Below are 21,635 nucleotides of genomic sequence, written 5' to 3'. Positions count from 1 at the left end.
TTTGCTGACTTCCGCTGTTTCTGTTATTTCTTATACGATAGATGGTGTGCCAAAACCAGATGCTACTGTCGCTACCGGTCCATCAACTTCAGCGGGCGGTTTTTCGACTGTACCATTAACAGCAGCTGATAATGGAAAAATTTTACGAATTACAGGAATTAAAAATACAACCCAGACACCTTATTGCGGTCAAACGTTTGCAGTAGATGTTACTTTAGCTGTTTATCCTGCTCTTACATTAACGGGAGTAAGTCAGGCAGCTCCTGTTTGTGAAGGATCAGGGGCCATAATAAACCTGACAGGATTAATACCAAATAGTTCATATACTACTTTTTATTCGATAGGAGGTACTGCACAAAATTTTCTTACGGTTACAGCTAATGCATCCGGAGAAGCCAGTTTTACTACTGCTGCACTTACAGCAGCTAATAACAATCAAACCCTGGAGATTACAAGAATTCAGGATGCAGCCAGTCCATTCTGTACTCAGGCAGTTTCTATTAGTACACCCCTGAAGGTTAATCCGAGTCCGACTTTAACAAATGCATTTCAGGCCTTGCCTTTAGATTGTGAGGGATCACAAGCATCGATAGGGTTAACAGGATTATTGGCAAATAGTTACGGAAAGATTTCTTATAAAATAGATGGCGTGCAGCAACCTGATGCTACTTATTATGCTAATAATGCTGGACAGGGTAGTTTTTTAACAGAAGTGTTAAACATGGGGTATAATGGGAAAATTTTAGAAATTATAAAAATTACAAACATATTGCCTTCAGCTTGTAGTCAAACATTTGCTGTAACTGCTACTTTAGGGGTCAAACCGTTTCCTACTTTAAGCGGATTAAGCCAGGCAGCTCCAGTTTGTACAGGATCCGGAGCTGTAATAAAGCTAACAGGTTTACTGCCAAACGTCACAACTCTTCTTGTTTATGCTATCGGTTCTACTAATCAACCTGCTGCTTTGGTTACTGCAGATGCATCAGGAAATGGAAGCTTTACTACTTCGGCACTTACAACAGCTAATAATAATCAGATTTTACAGATTGCTGGAGTTTCATATCCAGTTTCTTTATATTGCGGTACGTCAGTGGGATTTCCAAAGACGCTTATTTTAGCAGTACACAGACCACCTTCTATAACTACCCAATCAACAACTTCATCTATTTGTGCAGGTAACAATACTTCATTTAGTATTGTAGCATCCGGAGGAGGATTAACCTATCAATGGCAAGTAAGTACAAATGGCGGATCGACTTTTACAAATTTATCCGATGATAGTGTTTATTCTAATGTTACAACTGCAATTCTGAATATTACAGCCGCTACAGAAATAATGGATAGTTATCAATATCAGTGTGTGGTAACCGGAACGTGTAGTCCGTCTGTAACATCAAATCCGGTAATACTTACCGTGAATCCAAAACTAACCAATGTTTTGGCATCAGTTACCGTACAGCCAACTTGTATGGCACCAATAGGAACCATTACAGTTTCTGATCCCTTGCCGGCTTCAGGTTTTACATACAGTCTGGACGGATCAAATTATGCTAATACTACAGGTGTATTTGCTAATGTAAGTCCGGGATCTTACACCGTATGGGTCAAAAATAGTTCAGGCTGTCTGATGACCACGCCAGCACCAATAGTACTTGCCATAGCAGGACTTAAAACATGGACCGGAAATAATAATAACGACTGGAATGACCCGGCAAACTGGAATCCTGTTACAACATTGGCTCCATCAGATTCTGACTGTATTTTAATACCCGATGTAACTGCTTTTATAAATAAACCTATTATCTCTGCGGGAAATATTGGATATGCTTATGCAGTCGAAATAAGTAATGGCGGTTCAGTAGTCGTTTATGGTGATGCAACTTTAAAAGTAACCAATAGTGTAACAGTTGCCCCAGCAGGTCTTTTAGAATTTATGAATAATGCCAGTCTGGTACAAAAAACAGATGTTGCCAATACCGGAAATATAATTTACCATCGTATCACTACGCCGGTACGACGCTATGATTTTACGCATTGGTCAAGTCCGGTTTCATCATCAGGTTTTACACTACACGATTTGTCTCCAAATACATTAGGCGATAAATATTATAGCTACGATCCGGTCGCAGGTTGGGTTATAAATTATAACGGAACGCTCAATATGACTCCCGGAATGGGATATATCGTGAGGGCACCACAATATTATGATATTAATGTAGCGGCAATATATCCGGCTTCATTTACCGGAGTCCCCAACAACGGTACAATAGAAGTTACGGGTATAGTTGCCTCAAAATGGATTTTATTAGGAAATCCATATCCTTCGGCGATATTTGCTGATGAGTTTATGGATCTAAATCATTCCGGCGCTTTATATTTCTGGACACACAATTCGCCTCCATCAAGTAGTATTCCAGGAGATGGTAAATATAATTACACCAATGACGATTATGCGATTTATACCTATACAGGAGGCGTGGGAATTGGAGATCCGGGCGGATCACCTACTACACCATCAGGAATAATCGCTTCTGGTGTAGCTTTCTTTTTGAACGCAAGTACAAGTGATAATATAGTATTCAAGAACGATATGAGAGAAACGGGCAACAACAGTCAGTTTTTTAAAACTACGAAAGAAAGTCTACTCGAGAAAAACCGTTTCTGGCTGAATATGACTAACTCAGGAGGAGCTTTCAAACAAGTTTTGGTGGGTTATATCGAAGGCGCATCCAACAATTGGGATGTCAATTATGATGCAGTTACCATAAACGGAAACTCTTATATAGATTTTTATAGTATCAATAATACAAAGAAATTAACCATTCAGGGGCGCGCTTTGCCATTTGACAATTCAGACCGCATACCATTAGGTTATAAAACAATTATTGCCGGAGATTTCACGATTGCCATTGATCACGCAGATGGGTTATTTAGCAGTCAGCCTGTTTATTTAGAAGATAAACTAACAAATGTCGTGCAGGATTTAAGATCAGGAAATTATACATTTACAACTGCAACAGGAACTTTTGCAGATCGTTTTACTATAAGTTACACTAAAAAATCATTAGGAACCGGAGATTTTGAAAATTCAGAAGACAGGATTTTAATTTCGGTAAAAAACAAAGCAATAAAAATTACGTCTACTAAGGAAGCGATTAACGAAGTAAGCATTTACGATATTTCAGGAAGTCTTCTTTATCATAAAAAGAAAGTTGGATCTAATGAATTGCAAATACCAAATTTACAATCAGGAAATCAGGTTTTGTTGATAAAAGTTGCTTTGGAGAATGGCTATACAACAGCAAAAAAAATTATATTTGAATAAAGAATAAACACTTTTTTTGGTGTGGAATTTTAGATAATACCTTGTAAAAAAACGTATAATTGCCTTTGCCGATGTTCCTGACCTTGGCAAAGGTTTTTGTTTTAATATATTTAAAACCGTTCCTGGTTAGATAAAGAATATTATTTTTTTATACCTTTTTTTTAATTTTTGAAAGTATTTGCTTGTTATATAATAGTATTAAAAATATATATTGACAAAAAAGTCTTACATTTGTGTTTTTATAACTTATTGTGAATGATTTTGAATGGGGGCAATAATAATTTTGATTTTGCTAAAATATCGTATTAAACTCTTTTCGATTTTAAGCTAAATTAAAAATAACCCAAATTATTAACAAGGTAAATTATTTAACAAAATGACTTCAAATAAAGTAAATTCAGTACTAGCAAGAAATACTGAAAACGCACCAAAAAATATTGGTACATATTCACAAACTGTAGCGTTTTCCCATTACAATAATCTTTCAGCCCAATTACCAGTAGATCCAAAATCTGGCAAATTGGTAGCTGGTGGCATAAAAGAACAAGCCGAGCAGTGTTTTAAAAATATTAAGGCTATTGTAGAAAGCATCGACCATGTTATGAGCGATGTTGTTAAAATCACGGTATTCGTTACAAATATCAAAGATAGTAATGCTGTAGATGAGGTTTATAAGACATTCTTCTCAACCTATGTTCCTACACGAACTGTAGTGGCCGTTGCAGCATTACCTTTGAATGCATTGGTTCAAATTGAAGCACTTGTTTCAAACGGAGAAGGTACAATTCCAAACGCGCCACAATCAGGTAACCTTATAAAGCTTACCAATAATACGCCAAATGCGCCAACATGTTCTTTATCTACACAAACTGTATCATTTTCTCATTACAATAATCTTTCAGCGCAATTGCCAATTGATCCAAAAACGGGCAGATTGGTAACTGGTGGTATAAAAGAGCAAGCCAGACAATGTTTAAAGAATATAAAGGCAATTCTGGAAAGTATTGATGTTCCTTTTGATGATATTGTTAAGATTAATATTTTTCTTAAAAACCTTTCGGATAGTGAAGCTGTAAACGAAGTTTATAAATCATTTTTCCCGGATTCAGCTATTGCAAGAGCCGTAGCGTATGTTCCTGCACGAACAACAATTGCAGCTTCGGCTTTACTTATGGATGCTTTGGTGCAAATTGAAGCAGTGGTTTCACATGGGGACGGAACGCCTCCACAAGCTATTGAAGACAGACATGGAATCGTTATAAAAGCAAACAATACCGAGAATGCACCAAAGTGTTCTTTTTCAACACAAACTGTAGCATTTTCTCATTACAATCACATTTCAGCTCAATTGCCTTTAGATCCAAAAACGGGTGAAATTGTTGCTGGTGATGTAAAAGAACAAGCTGGACAATGTTTAAAAAACATCAAAGCAATTTTAGAAAGTATTGACCACGGTCTGGAAGATGTGGTTAAAGTAAATCTCTTCCTTAAAAATATTGAAGATATTGATGCTGTAAATGAAGTTTATGCAACATTCTTTCCAGGTGGTATTCCTGCAAGAAGAACTGTAGGTGTATCCGCTTTGCTTAAAGATGCATTAGTTCAAATTGATGTTGTTGCTGCAAATGCAGAAGGAACACCTCCAAAGGCATAACATTTATTTGTTTGCAGTGAATGTGAAAATTAATTAAATTATACTTATAAAAAAGGCTGTCTCAAATGAAAATTTAAGACAGCCTTTTTTTATAGAATTTGTACTTTTATTAAAAAAATATACTAGAAAATCAAACCGTTGCGGAAAGCTAAATTTCTATCTGGATGTTTTTATTTTGGAATATTATTTAATTTAAGATTTTTATATTTAAATTTATTTATCGAATGGCATTGTAACGCTGTTAAAAAAAATTAAACCAAGCTTTTTAATCTTATTAAATCACATCATATTGAGTACTACAGAATTTTTTACCAGACTTGTAATTGCTTTATTGGCTGGATTAATTATTGGTTTTGAGCGGCAATGGCACCATAAAGAAACTGGCTTAAAAACAAATATGCTGGTTGCAACAGGTGCAGCGGCTTTTGTTTTGTTGTCTATAAAAGTTGCCGGAACTGCGCCAAATATTGATGTTACCCGTATTACGGCCCAAGTTGTTATGGGAGTTGGATTTTTGGGGGCCGGAGTTATTTTTAGAGAAGGTCCCAATGTACACGGATTAAATTCAGCAGCTACAATATGGTGTAGCGCTGCTATTGGATGTATTGCAGCTTCGGGTTATTTTGCTGAGGCTTTAATTTGTACGTTTTTGGTAGTTATTGTAAACACGGTTCTTGAACCTGTAGAAAATTGGTTAAGAAACAGAAAATAGCATTTCAATATTAATTATTTATGTGAAACACACAAGATTATTTAAACATAAAAAAAGCCGATTTCTTAAAGAAAATCGGCTTTTACATTTTTGCTTTTGAAAAAGTTATCTCAGGGCAAATCTTAGTTTAAGTCCGTAAGAAACCAATCTGACATCATTTGTGAAAGACGTATTAAGCGTACTGTTGTATTGTAACTGTACAGGTAATTCCGGATGATATTCAATCAGATTTTTATTGTTGTTCTTGCCTACTATGTCATTTAATCCATAATCAAGATAAAGTCCGATATAAATCCAGCTTCTGTCTCCCACTTTTTGTTTTAAGCCAGTTTCAAAAGTTGCAGAATAAGAGGTCTCTGTATCAAGATCTTGTTTGCTTGTTCTGATATCATTCGTACTTGCAAATCCGGCAAATGCAGGACTAAATAATTCAACATTGTATTGCGGATAATACCCACTTGTGGTCAGGTTTTCCATTTTTGTTTCATAGGTTCCGTTTACTGCGAATCCTATTTTAACTCCGGCAGCCAGATACAATTTTGTTGGTCCCGGATTCTCATATTGAATGGTAATAGGAACATTTACATATCCTAATTTCTGTGTCTCTCTCAATTGAGTTGTTTTATATCTGAATTGAAATGATTCATCTTCTGCATCAATAGTATTATATTGACCGGAAAGAAACGGAAATTTTACATCAGAGCCATACGTTTGATATTCTGCACCAACACCAATACTTATGCCTTCATTTAGATAATACGAATAACGAAGCCCGGCACTAATTCCGTTTCCGGATATTCTTTCCCCGCTTGTATTATACACCGGAAATGAAAACGGACCTGCTACACAAACAGCTAATTCCTGCTTTTTATCCTGAGCATAACTCGTTAGGCAAGTTCCTAAAAGTGCAGTAATCATTGCTAATGGAGCGATATAGTTTATATATTTTTTCATCTTTAATTGTTTTTTATGCCAGTACTATTAAGAAAATAGTACTGGCAGATTTTATTTACTTACAATTACTTTGATTGTTTTCTTGATGTTTGCAGTTTTAATAACTACAATATACATACTAGTTTCTTCCTGTGGCAACTGAATTTCAGTTTGTACTGTAGAAGATTTCACGGTTTTTATCAATTGACCAGAAACAGAATAAAGACTTATTTGCATGTTCTCTAATTCTTCTGAAGGGAAATCTGCTTCAACAGTAATTGTTTTTCCTGTTTGAATTGGATTTGGATAAAGTTTAGCATCTGCTGATTTCGATAGTGAAATTTTGCTGTTGCAGGTTTGCAGTACTTTTCCATCCTTCGTAGTCATTTTTACACTGTAATCAGCTGTAGGATCTAATGTATTTCCTATAGCATTTCCTGCAGTATAATATTGACCTGTTCCAATTGACTGCCCATTTTTAAACCATTCGTAAGACACAAATTCATAACCGCCATTGGTTTGAGGATTGTTGTTTACAAGAAGTACGTTGTTGAATTTTTGACGTACAATATCAAAGAATGAAAATGGTTTTTCTACAGTAATCGTATAGTTTGCCGTCGTACTTCCATCTTCTGAAGTAATAGTCACATTTTGTGTATAAATTCCCGGTACAGGAGTATTAATACTAAAATTAGCGGATGGAGTAATAGTGGCATTTGTCTGATTCAAAATAGAAATACTCGGATTGTTGTTTTCATCACAAGCCATTACGTATTTTATATTCTGATTTGGATTTTGATATACCTGATTACCAATAGTTATACTGGTAACTGTTACATCATTATTCTTGATAACAAGAAGTTGCGAAACATCTGCTGCTGGTAAATAATTAGTATCACCATCCTGATGTGCAGTAATTAATATCTGACCAGGTCTTAACAAGTTTACTAAACCATTAGTTGCAACATTTGCAGCAGGCAGGGCAGTAGTAGATGTAAATGTGTAGCGTATTGCCAATCCTGAATTAGAAATTGCAGCTAAATTGAAGTTGTTGTTTACTCCAAGGATTTTTATTGGTAAAGCTCCAAAAGTAATCTGTTGCACCGCTTTTTGAACAGTAAGTTGCGCAGTAAGCGTAACTGGTGAACAATTAGGCGTACTTGCAGATGGTGAAACTGTTGCAGTGATAGTATAAACCCCTGCATTTGTTGCTCCGTTTGCTGTTCCTGTTGTTGGAGTTGTAGTATAAGCTACCGTTGCTCCTGCAGGAAGATTGGCAACCTCTAAAGTATGTAAAGCTCCATTATAAGTAAATTCGGCATCGCTGAAAGTTACCTGATCTAAAGGAGAAGCTGTTACATTAAGTGTTTGATTTTGAGTTGAAATATTCCCATGCCCATCATCATAACTCCATGCAATTACATACGTACCAACAGCTGTATAATTTAAAGGATCTGTTGTTGTAGCATTTATAATTCCTGCACAATTATCTGTCGCTGTTGGAATCGCTATCTGAGCCGATACTATTGAACAGTTGCTTGTAATAGCTGGAAGATTTGCTACATTAGGTACTGGTGCCGTTACATCTGGAGTTGTTAGGATGTTTATCGATTTTGTCAGGATACATCCATTTGCATCCGTAATTGTAACCGTATAATTTCCTGCACTAAGTCCTGTTGCAGTTGCACCAGTTCCGCCAGAAGGAGACCATGCATACGTATATGCAGCAGTTCCGCCAGTTGGAGTTACAGTTGCTGATCCATCATTTCCTCCAATACAAGTTACATCAGTCTGAGTACTTGTTGCATTTAGAATTAACGGTTCAGTTATAATAACGCTTTGAGTTGTAGTACAACTATTTGCATCCGTAATTATTACAGTATAAGTTCCTGCAGATAATCCTGAAGCAGTTGCGGCAGTTCCACCTGTAGGCGCCCATGCGTATGTATATGCACCAGTTCCGCCAGTTGGAGTTACAGTTGCAGATCCGTTTGTTTCACCATTACAGCTAACGTTTGTTACTATAGTTGTTGCAGTAAGTGCGTTAGGTTCTGTAATTGTAAATGATTGTGTAATCTGACACAAGTTAGCATCAGTAACAGTTACGGTATAAGTTCCTGCACTAAGTCCAGTTGCTGTTGCAGCAGTTCCGCCAGAAGGAGACCATGCGTAAGTATATGCTCCAGTTCCTCCTGTTACAGCTGCAGTTGCAGATCCGTTGGTTCCTCCGTTGCATAACAGATTAATTTGTGATGGTGTAACGGCTAGTGGAGCAGGTTCTGTAATTGTAAAGTTTTTTACAATAGAACAGCCATTAGCAGAAGTTATTGTTACACTATAATTTCCTGCACTAAGTCCGGTTGCTGTAGCAGCAGTTCCTCCTGAAGGTGCCCATGCATATGTGAAAGGACCAGGAGCTCCGGCAGGTATCACTGTAGCCGAACCTGTATTTCCTCCATTACATAAAACATCAGTCTGAGATGTAGTGGCAACAAGTGTATTGATTAAATTAATAGTAACGGTTTGGGTAATTGTACATCCGTTAGCATCTGTAATCAAAACAGAATGATTTCCGACAGCTAATCCCGTTGCGGTTGCTGTTGTAGCACCAGAAGGTGACCATAAATAAGTATAAGAAGGTGTACCACCACTAACACTCACTGTTGATTCTCCACCTATCAGACAACTTGCATCTACTTTGGTAATTGATGCGCTTAGTATTGCAGGTTCAGTAATAGTGAATGATTGTGTAAACGCACATCCGTTAGCATCAGTAATTAAGCTAGAATAAATTCCCGCCGTAAGTCCTGTTGCAGTTGCAGAAGTTCCGCCAGCCGGTGACCATACATAAGTATAAGGTGCTGTTCCGCCAGTTGCGGTTACAGTTGCTGTTCCTGTAGCTCCACCATTACATAAAACATTAGTTTGAGAAGGAGTAGCTGCTAAAATAGCTGGTTCAGTTATGGTAACGCTTTGAGTTGTAGTACAAGTATTTACATCTGTAATTGTTACGGTATAAGTTCCTGCACTAAGTCCTGTTGCTGTTGTAGCAGTTCCACCTGTAGGTGCCCATGCGTATGTATATGCACCAGTTCCGCCAGTTGTAGTTACAGTTGCAGATCCGTTAGATCCTCCGTTACAGCTAACGTTAGTTGCAGCAATTGTTGCAATAATTGCGCTAGGTTCTGTTATCGTGAAACTCTGGGTTGCAGTACAGCTGTTGGCATCTGTTACCGTTACGGTATAAGTTCCTGCTGAAAGTCCTGAAGCCGTAGCCCCTGTTCCGCCAGAAGGCGACCATGAATAGGTATAACCAGAAGTTCCGCCTGTTGCGTTTACCGTTGCAGATCCATTGGTTCCTCCATTACAGGAAACATTACTTTGAGATCCTGCACTGGCAAGAAGAACATTTGGTTCTGTTATCGTGAAACTTTGAGTTGTTGTACAGCTATTGGCATCTGTTACCGTTACGGTATAAGTTCCTGCTGAAAGTCCTGAAGCCGTAGCCCCTGTTCCGCCAGAAGGCGACCATGAATAAGTATAACCAGAAGTTCCGCCAGTTGCGTTTACTGTTGCAGATCCATTGGTTCCTCCATTACAGGAAACATTGGTTTGTGATCCTGCACTGGCAACAAGAACATTTGGTTCTGTTATCGTGAAACTTTGAGTTGTTGTACAGCTATTGGCATCTGTTACCGTTACGGTATAAGTTCCCGCTGAAAGTCCTGAAGCCGTAGCCCCTGTTCCGCCAGAAGGCGACCATGAATAAGTATATCCTCCAGCTCCGCCAGTTGCATTTACCGTTGCAGATCCATTGGTTCCTCCATTACAGGAAACATTACTTTGTGATCCTGCACTGGCAACAAGAACACTTGGTTCTGTTATCGTAAAACTTTGAGTTGTTGTACAGCTATTGGCATCGGTTACCGTTACGGTATAGGTTCCCGCTGAAAGTCCTGAAGCTGTAGCTCCTGTTCCGCCAGAAGGCGACCATGAATAGGTATATCCAGAAGTTCCGCCTGTTGCGTTTACCGTTGCTGATCCGTTAGTTCCTCCATTACAAGAAACATTGGTTTGTGATCCTGCGCTGGCAACAAGAACATTTGGTTCTGTTATCGTGAAACTTTGAGTTGTTGTACAGCTATTGGCATCTGTTACCGTTACGGTATAAGTTCCCGCTGAAAGTCCTGAAGCCGTAGCCCCTGTTCCGCCAGAAGGCGACCATGAATAGGTATATCCTCCAGCTCCGCCAGTTGCATTTACCGTTGCAGATCCGTTAGTGCCTCCATTACAGGAAACATTACTTTGAGATCCTGCACTGGCAAGAAGAACATTTGGTTCTGTTATCGTGAAGCTTTGAGTTGTTGTACAGCTGTTGGCATCTGTTACCGTTACGGTATAGGTTCCCGCTGAAAGTCCTGAAGCAGTTGCAGAAGTTCCACCTGTTGGTAACCATGAATACGTATATCCTGCAGTTCCTCCAGTTACATTTACTGTTGCAGATCCATTAGTGCCTCCATTACAGGAAACATTGCTTTGAGATCCTGCACTGGCAAGAAGAACACTTGGTTCTGTTATCGTGAAACTTTGAGTTGTCGTACAGCTGTTGGCATCTGTTACCGTTACGGTATAAGTTCCTGCTGAAAGTCCTGAAGCAGTTGCAGCAGTTCCGCCGGAAGGCGACCATGAATAGGTATAACCAGAAGTTCCGCCTGCTGCATTTACTGTTGCAGATCCGTTAGTGCCTCCATTACAGGAAACATTACTTTGTGATCCTGCACTGGCAACAAGAACACCTGGTTCTGTTATCGTAAAACTTTGAGTTGTTGTACAGCTATTGGCATCGGTTACCGTTACGGTATAGGTTCCCGCTGAAAGTCCTGAAGCCGTAGCTCCTGTTCCGCCAGAAGGCGACCATGAATAGGTATAACCTGCAGTTCCGCCAGTTGCATTTACCGTTGCAGATCCGTTAGTTCCTCCATTACAGGAAACATTACTTTGAGATCCTGCACTGGCAACTAAAATTGCTGGTTCTGTTATCGTGAAACTCTGCGTTGTTGTACAGCTATTAGCATCTGTTACCGTTGCGGTATAAGTTCCTGCTGCAAGTCCTGAAGCCGTAGCTCCTGTTCCGCCGGAAGGCGACCATGAATAGGTATAACCTGCAGTTCCGCCAGTTGCATTTACCGTTGCAGATCCGTTAGTTCCTCCATTACAGGAAACATTACTTTGAGATCCTGCACTGGCAACTAAGATTGCTGGTTCTGTAATCGTGAAACTTTGAGTTGTTGTACAGCTATTGGCATCTGTTACCGTTACGGTATAAGTTCCTGCTGAAAGTCCTGAAGCAGTTGCAGCAGTTCCGCCGGAAGGCGACCATGAATAGGTATAACCTGCAGTTCCGCCTGTTGCATTAACAGTTGCAGATCCGTTAGTTCCTCCATTACAGGAAACATTGGTTTGTGATCCTGCACTGGCAACAAGAACACCTGGTTCTGTTATCGTGAAACTTTGAGTTTCAGTACAGCTATTGGCATCGGTTACCGTTACGGTATAGGTTCCTGCTGAAAGTCCTGAAGCAGTTGCAGAAGTTCCACCTGTTGGTAACCATGAATACGTATATCCTGCAGTTCCGCCTGTTGCATTTACTGTTGCAGATCCGTTGGTTCCTCCATTACAGGAAACATTGGTTTGTGATCCTGCACTGGCAACAAGAACACCTGGTTCTGTTATCGTGAAACTCTGCGTTGTCGTACAGCTATTGGCATCTGTTACCGTTACGGTATAAGTTCCCGCTGAAAGTCCTGAAGCAGTTGCAGAAGTTCCACCAGAAGGCGACCATGAATACGTATAACCTGCAGTTCCTCCAGTTACATTTACCGTTGCAGATCCGTTAGTGCCTCCATTACAGGAAACATTACTTTGAGATCCTGCACTGGCAACAAGAACACTTGGTTCTGTTATCGTGAAACTTTGAGTTGTTGTACAGCTATTGGCATCGGTTACCGTTACGGTATAGGTTCCCGCTGAAAGTCCTGAAGCTGTAGCCCCTGTTCCGCCAGAAGGTGACCATGAATACGTATATCCTGCAGTTCCGCCTGTTGCGTTTACTGTTGCAGATCCGTTAGTCCCTCCATTACAGGAAACATTACTTTGAGATCCTGCACTGGCAACTAAAATTGCTGGTTCTGTTATCGTGAAGCTTTGAGTTGTTGTACAGCTATTGGCATCTGTTACCGTTACGGTATAAGTTCCTGCTGAAAGTCCTGAAGCAGTTGCAGAAGTTCCACCTGTTGGTAACCATGAATACGTATATCCTGCAGTTCCGCCTGTTGCGTTTACCGTTGCAGATCCGTTAGTGCCTCCATTACAGGAAACATTACTTTGAGATCCTGCACTGGCAACAAGAACACTTGGTTCTGTTATCGTGAAACTTTGAGTTGTTGTACAGCTATTGGCATCGGTTACCGTTACGGTATAGGTTCCCGCTGAAAGTCCTGAAGCTGTAGCCCCTGTTCCGCCAGAAGGCGACCATGAATAAGTATATCCTCCAGCTCCGCCAGTTGCATTTACCGTTGCAGATCCGTTAGTGCCTCCATTACAGGAAACATTACTTTGAGATCCTGCACTGGCAAGAAGAACATTTGGTTCTGTTATCGTGAAACTTTGAGTTGTTGTACAGCTGTTGGCATCTGTTACCGTTACGGTATAGGTTCCCGCTGAAAGTCCTGAAGCAGTTGCAGAAGTTCCACCTGTTGGTAACCATGAATACGTATATCCTGCAGTTCCTCCAGTTACATTTACTGTTGCAGATCCATTAGTGCCTCCATTACAGGAAACATTGCTTTGAGATCCTGCACTGGCAAGAAGAACACTTGGTTCTGTTATCGTGAAACTTTGAGTTGTTGTACAGCTGTTGGCATCTGTTACCGTTACGGTATAAGTTCCTGCTGAAAGTCCTGAAGCAGTTGCAGAAGTTCCACCTGTTGGTAACCATGAATACGTATATCCTGCAGTTCCTCCAGTTACATTTACTGTTGCAGATCCGTTAGTGCCTCCATTACAGGAAACATTGCTTTGAGATCCTGCACTGGCAAGAAGAACACTTGGTTCTGTTATCGTGAAACTTTGAGTTGCAGTACAGCTGTTGGCATCTGTTACCGTTACGGTATAAGTTCCTGCTGAAAGTCCTGAAGCAGTTGCAGCAGTTCCGCCAGAAGGTGACCATGAATAGGTATATCCTGCAGTTCCGCCTGTTGCGTTTACCGTTGCAGATCCGTTAGTTCCTCCATTACAGGAAACATTGCTTTGTGATCCTGCGCTGGCAACAAGAACACTTGGTTCTGTTATCGTGAAACTCTGGGTTGCAGTACAGCTATTAGCGTCTGTTACCGTTACGGTATAAGTTCCCGCTGAAAGTCCTGAAGCAGTTGCAGCAGTTCCGCCGGAAGGCGACCATGAATAGGTATAACCAGAAGTTCCGCCTGTTGCGTTTACCGTTGCAGATCCGTTAGTGCCTCCATTACAGGAAACATTACTTTGAGATCCTGCACTGGCAACAAGAACACTTGGTTCTGTTATCGTGAAACTTTGAGTTGTTGTACAGCTATTGGCATCGGTTACCGTTACGGTATAGGTTCCCGCTGAAAGTCCTGAAGCCGTAGCCCCTGTTCCGCCAGAAGGCGACCATGAATAGGTATATCCAGCAGTTCCCCCTGTTGCATTTACCGTTGCAGATCCATTGGTTCCTCCATTACAGGAAACATTGGTTTGTGATCCTGCACTGGCAACTAAAATTGCTGGTTGTGTTATAGTGAAACTCTGCGTTGTCGTACAGCTATTGGCATCTGTTACCGTTACGGTATAAGTTCCTGCTGAAAGTCCTGAAGCTGTAGCTCCTGTTCCGCCGGAAGGTGACCATGAATAGGTATAGCCAGAAGTTCCGCCTGTTGCGTTTACCGTTGCAGATCCATTGGTTCCTCCATTACAGGAAACATTGGTTTGTGATCCTGCACTGGCAATTAAAATTGCTGGTTCTGTTATCGTGAAACTCTGGGTTGCAGTACAGCTATTAGCATCTGTTACCGTTACCGTATAAGTTCCTGCTGAAAGTCCTGAAGCCGTTGCTCCCGTACCTCCTAAAGGCGACCATGAATAGGTATAACCAGAAGTTCCGCCTGTTGCATTTACTGTTGCAGATCCGTTAGTTCCTCCATTACAGGAAACATTAGTTTGTGATCCTGCACTGGCAACAAGAACACCTGGTTCTGTTATTGTGAAGCTTTGAGTTGCAGTACAGCTGTTGGCATCTGTTACTGTTACGGTATAAGTTCCCGCTGAAAGTCCTGTTGCAGTTGCAGCTGTTCCGCCAGAAGGCGACCATGAATAGGTATAGCCAGAAGTTCCGCCTGTTGCATTAACCGATGCAGATCCGTTAGTTCCTCCATTACAGGAAACATTACTTTGAGATCCTGCACTGGCAAGAAGAACATTTGGTTCTGTTATCGTGAAACTTTGAGTTGCAGTACAGCTGTTGGCATCTGTTACTGTTACGGTATAAGTTCCCGCTGAAAGTCCTGAAGCAGTTGCAGCAGTTCCGCCGGAAGGCGACCATGAATAGGTATAACCAGAAGTTCCTCCAGTTGCGTTTACTGTTGCAGATCCGTTAGTTCCTCCATTACAGGAAACATTACTTTGAGATCCTGCACTGGCAAGAAGAACATTTGGTTCTGTTATCGTGAAACTTTGAGTTGCAGTACAGCTGTTGGCATCTGTTACTGTTACGGTATAAGTTCCCGCTGAAAGTCCTGAAGCAGTTGCAGCAGTTCCGCCGGAAGGCGACCATGAATAGGTATAACCAGAAGTTCCTCCAGTTGCGTTTACTGTTGCAGATCCGTTAGTTCCTCCATTACAGGAAACATTACTTTGAGATCCTGCACTGGCAACAAGAACACTTGGTTCTGTTATCGTGAAGCTTTGAGTTGCAGTACAGCTATTGGCATCTGTTACCGTTACGGTATAAGTTCCTGCTGCAAGTCCTGAAGCTGTAGCTCCCGTACCTCCTGAAGGTGACCATGAATAGGTATAACCTGCAGTTCCGCCTGTTGCGTTTACCGTTGCAGATCCGTTAGTGCCTCCATTACAGGAAACATTGGTTTGTGATCCTGCACTAGCAACTAATACTGATGGTTCTGTTATAATGAAAGCCTGAGTTGCAGTACAGCTATTCGCATCTGTTACTGTTACAACATAAGTTCCGGCTTCAAGCCCTGAAGCTGTTGCCCCAGTTTGTGCAGATGGTGACCATAAATAAGTATATCCTCCAGCTCCTCCTGTTGGATTAACCGTTGCAGATCCGTTAGTGCCTCCATTACAAGAAACATTATTTTGAGATCCTGCACTGGCAACTAATATTGATGGTTCTGTTATGGTGAAAGCCTGAGTAGCAGTACAGCTATTCGCGTCTGTTACCGTTACAACATAAGTTCCGGCTTCAAGTCCTGAAGCTGTTGCTCCCGTACCTCCTGAAGGTGACCATGAATAGGTATAACCAGAAGTTCCGCCTGTTGCATTAACTGTTGCAGATCCGTTAGTTCCTCCATTACAGGAAACATTATTTTGAGATCCTGCACTGGCAACTAATATTGATGGTTCTGTTATGGTGAAAGCCTGAGTAGCAGTACAGCTATTCGCGTCTGTTACCGTTACAACATAAGTTCCCGCTGAAAGTCCTGTTGCAGTTGCAGCAGTTCCGCCGGAAGGCGACCATGAATATGTATAACCAGAAGTTCCGCCTGTTGCATTTACTGTTGCAGATCCGTTGGTTCCTCCATTACAGGAAACATTGGTTTGTGATCCTGCAATGGCAACTAAAATTGCTGGTTCTGTTATAGTGAAACTCTGAGTTGCAGTACAGCTGTTGGCATCTGTTACCGTTACGGTATAAGTTCCCGCTGAAAGTCCTGTTGCAGTTGCAGCTGTTCCGCCAGAAGGCGACCATGAATAGGTATAGCCAGAAGTTCCGCCTGTTGCATTAACCGTTGCAGATCCATTGGTTCCTCCATTACAGGAAACATTGGTTTGTGATCCTGCACTAGCAAGAAGAACACCTGGTTCTGTTATCGTGAAGCTTTCTGTTTTTGGACATCCGTTACTATCTGTAATAGTAACACTATAATTTCCTTGTGACAAATTACTTATTGTTGCACTTGTTGCACTTGTTGACCAAGCATACGTATAAGTTCCTGATCCTCCTGTAGGAGCAACCGTTGCAGAACCGTTGGTTCCGCCATTACATGAAACCGGAGTCGTAACAAGATTTGAGACAATGGCTGTCGATTGACCTACAACAATACCGCTTACGGTTTTGGTACAAGTATTAGCATCTGTTATAGTAACACTATAAGTTCCGGCTGCAAGTCCCGAAGCTGTAGCTCCAGTTTGTCCGGATGGTGTCCATAAATAAGTATAACCCGGAGTTCCGCCCGTAGCACTAATTGTAGCAGTACCATTAGATCCTCCAAAACAAGATGCCGGAGTAGTACTAGCTGTGCCGTCAAGAGCAGGAGCTGTACCTACAATAATACTGTTTATAGTTTTGGTACAAGATTTAGAATCTGTGATAAGGACACTATAGGTTCCTGCAGTAAGTCCTGAAGCTGTAGCTCCAGTTTGTGCAGATGGTGACCATAAATAAGTATAGCCGCCATTACCTCCAGAAGCTACTACTGTAGCAGTACCATTACTTCCTCCAAAACAAGATACAGGTGTAGTACTTGTCGTTCCATCAACGATAGCTGAAGGTTGACCTACAGAAATATTATTTATTGTAAAAGTACAAGATTTAGAATCTGTAACTGTTACACTATACGTTCCTGCACTAAGTCCTGTTGCAGTTTGTGTTGTAGCTGCACCTGGATTAGACCATAAATAAGTATAACCCGAAGTTCCGCCAGAAGGTGTTACTGTAGCAGTACCGTTACTCCCTCCAAAACAAGATACCGGAGTAGTAGAGGAAACTGCAGAAAGAGCCGCAAGAGGCTCAGTAATGATAACTGTATGTGTTTTGCTACATGAAATATTATCTGTAACAGTAACCGTATAAGTTCCGGCTGATAATCCCGTTGGCGTTGCGCTTGAAATACCAGAAGGTGAAGACGAATAAGTATAAGGTGCAATTCCGCCAGAAGCAGATAAAGTCACAGAACCATTGTTACCACCTTTACATGAAACATTTGTCTGGGTTGTAGTAGAAACAGCAATATCTGATACCGTTAATGTTCCTCCTGAAGTAGAACTTACTGAACCTACTCCAGTGACCGTACATCGATACTGGTATCCAGACATAGCCCCTGTTACTGGTGATACAGTTAAGGTAGCCGTAGTGGCATTAGAATAAGGCGCACCATTTGTAATATTTGTAAATCCACTGCCTGTATTAACTTCCCATTGATAAGAATTGGCATCAGTTGCCGTAACCGGAAAAGTAGTACTGCCGCCAACACATAATGTTCTGTTTGGCGGGTTTGTAACTGTTGGCGGAACACCTACAAAAGGAGCCGTTGAGGGCATAGTAAGTGCTGTCGTAGAAGTTTGCCATTTTGTCGCATCTAAAACTGCAGCTTTAATAGCAGCAGCATTAGCAAAAGGTCCTGTACCTGTAAATTTTGACGATTGTGCTGTAGGATTTGCACCCAGATAAAATCCATTAGCTCCAAGACCTACAGGTTTAACAGATGTGCTGGGTCCTATCGTACATGTAGCGGCTGAATCCCAAGTTGATGCTGAACTATTAGCGTCACATCTGGAATAACTAAGACCTGTTAATATAGTAACTCCACCTGCAGAAATGGAACCAGCACCGCCTTGAAAGGCAATAATTTGATCCCCTACAGTAGATAGCGATAATCCATACAAAAAGGTTCCTTCTGTACGGGTTACGGTACCATTTGCCACTAAACTACTCGTTGCCGGGTCGTAAGCAGAGGCCGTAAGTCCTTTGATTAAAATCTCTGTACCCATGGCGAGTGCACCACTTGAGGTCCAGGTGACAGTTCCTTCTGTACCACTTGCAGTGATCCAGCCACTGCCGGTATATCCTCTGTCACTAAAACTGATTACTGTACCATTAGAAATAGGGGTAAGTAATACAAATGAGTAAGAATCACTAGCCGAAGCAGACGGAGTAACAGTTGCATCATATCCTGTAAAAACAAGATCTCCAGCTGCTAAAGTGGTTTGAGAGTTAGATAAATAACTTTGCAAAAATATCCCCAGAAAAAGGGCGATATTGATACAGTTTTTAATTTGTGAGTAAAAATGTTTCATAATATAGTGGTTAAATTATAAAGAGGCAAGTTGCTCGCCATTTTTTAAGCCAAAAATGAGCAACTTGTGCCCACTCATAAATGCTTCGTCTGTATAAACCATATTTATACAAAGTTGTGTATCGTTATAACATTGAATAATTAGTCCATTTTTTTCATCGATAGTCAAGATAGTTCCTGGGTTTTGAGGTTGTTCAGATTTATAATTAGTTAGAGAAGCTTCAAGAATCCGAAAATTCCATCCGTTCCATTGGGTATAAGCGCCTTTATTCCAAGGATTGCAGGCTCTTATTATTGCTTGTATAGATTTTGCATCCTGGGTTTTCCAGTTAATGCATACATCAGAAGCAGCAGGTCTTTTATAATAGTTTGAAAGTGTTTCTTCTTGTGTAATACCTTTTATATTGGTTTGAAGTAAAGTCAATACTTCCGGTAAAATATTAGAACCTAAATAAGATAAATTGGTACACAATAATCCGTGTGTTACAACAGTATCTAATGGTATTGTTTTTTTAAATATAATTGCGCCATTGTCAATTTCTTTTTCAATAACATGAACCGTAATACCGGTTTCTTTTTTCTGTTGTCGGATAGATTCAAAAACAGGATCAGATCCTCGCATTTCAGGCAAAAGTCCGTAATGAAAATTATAAAACAAGTTTGGATGTTGCTTTATAATTTCGCCAGGTACTTTCCATGGAAATGTCATTGTGAAAATATGTTTTAAAGACTTATTTTTTGTTAATTCTTCTAATTGTATTGTCAGTTTTTCTTTTTCAAGTAAAACCAAAGTGATACCAGCCTGAGAAGCAAAATGCAGGCAAAAGTCTTTTATGTCTTCATTATGTTCAGGTATTGCTATACCAGACAATCTCCCCATATTATGAAGAGTTTGCATAGCAGGAAATGCCATACGATGGTTACATAAAACAACTATGTCGCGATTGGTATTCATGATTCTAAACAAGCATAAGCATTAAGCCAGGAATTAGTCAGAGTATCTTTTATAGCATTTATATTTTGCTGTAAATTTTTTCTTTCCTCTTCGAAATCAATGACTTCTATAATATTTTCTAAATGACAGTTACCTGTTTTTTCATTTTTTGTAACTGTAGCATAATAAACAGATGCTTCTGAAAAGCCTGTATTTGGATTCATAAATACTGCACCACGCGGAGAATTTATAATCAAGCCATCTATAGATTGTTTTTTCATTGCTGCTATAAACAAAGCCGCTTCCCAACCCAATAGAGAAAAAACATTGGCTTTATCTGCCTTAATGTTTTCCATTGTTGTTACAAATTCAATATTTTCCGGCGATTGTATTTTTAATGACCACGGAATTGAGCAATTCCAGTCATATCCCGGATAAGGTATTTTAGCCAGCCACAATTCTTCGGCGGTAAAACCGCTTCCGTAAGTTTTGCGAGATGAAATACTATCAAATTTTGCTGCTTCTCTAAAAAAATCTTCCAGCATATCTCCACAAAAAGAAGTTAGTAAAGCAACTTCTTTATTATTTTCAAGATATTGAGCGAGCGGTTCTAAACTAAAATCTGCTTTTTGTAAAGGTGTAATATGATTGTAGGTAATTGAAGCTCCTTTTTCTTCTGTTGCAATTGCATACGCATAAGGAGATCGATAACCGGCATCATAAAAAGAGCAGGTAAAGGCAAAATTATTTTGACCATCTGTCAATGCTTTACGAACAATTAAACGGGAACACAAACTACCTTGCAGGGAGATAAAATAAACATTTGGTAGTTTTCCCTCAAAGGAATGGAAATGATAACCACTATCCAGTACAATAAGTGTTTTGCCGGAACTTTCAAAAAGAGGTTGAACAAACTCGGCCGAAACAGGATTCATATATCCTACTATTACATCGGTACCATTAAACAATAACTGTTCGCAGCTGGCATAAATATCTTCGCTTTTTGCAGCAACCCCTATACTGGTAGTTACTACTTGTGCTTCATCAAAATCTAATTTTTTCAGACCCGCTTTTAATCCGTCAATTATATCAAAAGAGATAGAAGGATAAAGCACAGATCGTGGCAAAAGTAAACCTATATTCATAAAATTATATTTGTTAAGGGTGCGTAACGATGATAAACGTTAATGCACCCTTAGTTTAAATTGTTTTAGTTTCTTGAAGGATATATTCCGTATAAACATATTATATAGTTCATCCCCAGATAAGGCTGCTGAACTGGTATAGGCAGATTATTTCCTGTTGGATTTACGGTAACCGGAACCTGAACCGATTTTATATTGCTGTCACTAGGTTTAGATGAATAAAGTCCATCTAAAGAAGCCAGGGTATTTCCTGTTGGAATTCCGCTATCTCCTCCGTCTGAAAGTGCCGCCATACCATAAGAACCGGTACCAATATGATTGTGAGAAGGTAAATTTAAAGATGTTGCTGTTATCGAATTTGTTCCTTGTATTTGTCCCAGAACATATGGGGTAACACCTGATGGCTGTCCTGTACCCATTGGGGCACGTCCGCGAAAATCCGGCAACATAAAGGTTTGTACACCATTACCGCCGTAGGTTGTGCCCAGAAGACTAAATAGTGCTTGATTTGTACTTATAGCTAATGTTTGCCCATAACACAAAGCCCAGCTTTTTGGTGCGAAGTTTGGTGCAAATAAGCGAATTTCTGACATTGTTCCTTCCATG

General features: G+C 40.2%; 8 protein-coding genes. 3 read left to right on the top strand and 5 right to left on the bottom strand.

The features are described 5' to 3' along the window. Position 1: 1 nt before the first annotated feature. The 3 genes from ACZ0AH_RS18855 (at position 2) to ACZ0AH_RS18845 (ending at position 5,691) form a co-directional block, all read left to right on the top strand. Entirely contained in the window at positions 2–3,325 is a 3,324-nt protein-coding gene (locus ACZ0AH_RS18855; RefSeq protein ID WP_463477312.1) for a T9SS sorting signal type C domain-containing protein, read from the top strand. 376 nt (positions 3,326–3,701) lie between these two features. After that, positions 3,702–4,979 carry a Rid family detoxifying hydrolase gene (locus tag ACZ0AH_RS18850; protein WP_463477311.1) on the top strand — a complete coding sequence of 426 codons (1,278 nt, stop codon included), beginning with the start codon at positions 3,702–3,704 and terminating at the stop codon, positions 4,977–4,979. 289 nt (positions 4,980–5,268) lie between these two features. Continuing rightward, positions 5,269–5,691: an MgtC/SapB family protein gene (locus ACZ0AH_RS18845; RefSeq protein WP_463477310.1), complete on the top strand. Its 423-nt coding sequence runs from the start codon at positions 5,269–5,271 to the stop codon at positions 5,689–5,691. Positions 5,692–5,796: 105 nt separating this feature from the next. Here the strand turns inward: ACZ0AH_RS18845 and ACZ0AH_RS18840 are convergent, their stop codons facing one another. From ACZ0AH_RS18840 to ACZ0AH_RS18820, 5 genes are all read right to left on the bottom strand, one after another. Beyond that, entirely contained in the window at positions 5,797–6,645 is an 849-nt protein-coding gene (locus ACZ0AH_RS18840) for an outer membrane beta-barrel protein (RefSeq protein ID WP_463477309.1), read from the bottom strand. 51 nt (positions 6,646–6,696) lie between these two features. After that, positions 6,697–18,951 carry a T9SS type A sorting domain-containing protein gene (locus ACZ0AH_RS18835; protein WP_463477308.1) on the bottom strand — a complete coding sequence of 4,085 codons (12,255 nt, stop codon included), beginning with the start codon at positions 18,949–18,951 and terminating at the stop codon, positions 6,697–6,699. A 15-nt stretch (positions 18,952–18,966) separates the two neighbouring features. After that, complete coding sequence (locus ACZ0AH_RS18830) at positions 18,967–19,905, bottom strand: formyltransferase family protein (RefSeq protein ID WP_463477307.1); 939 nt, start codon at positions 19,903–19,905, stop codon at positions 18,967–18,969. Next, positions 19,902–21,029 (bottom strand): ABC transporter substrate-binding protein, encoded by a 1,128-nt coding sequence (locus tag ACZ0AH_RS18825; protein WP_463477306.1) that lies wholly within the window; start codon positions 21,027–21,029, stop codon positions 19,902–19,904. Before ACZ0AH_RS18825 ends, ACZ0AH_RS18830 begins: the two co-directional genes overlap by 4 nt. 65 nt (positions 21,030–21,094) lie before the next feature. Then, entirely contained in the window at positions 21,095–21,634 is a 540-nt protein-coding gene (locus ACZ0AH_RS18820) for a phage tail protein (protein ID WP_463477305.1), read from the bottom strand. Position 21,635: the final 1 nt, after the last annotated feature.

The sequence above is a fragment of the Flavobacterium sp. AC105 genome, assembly GCF_979258495.1.
Note: the sequence above shows the minus strand (reverse complement) of the source record. Positions and strands in the feature narration are given on the sequence as shown.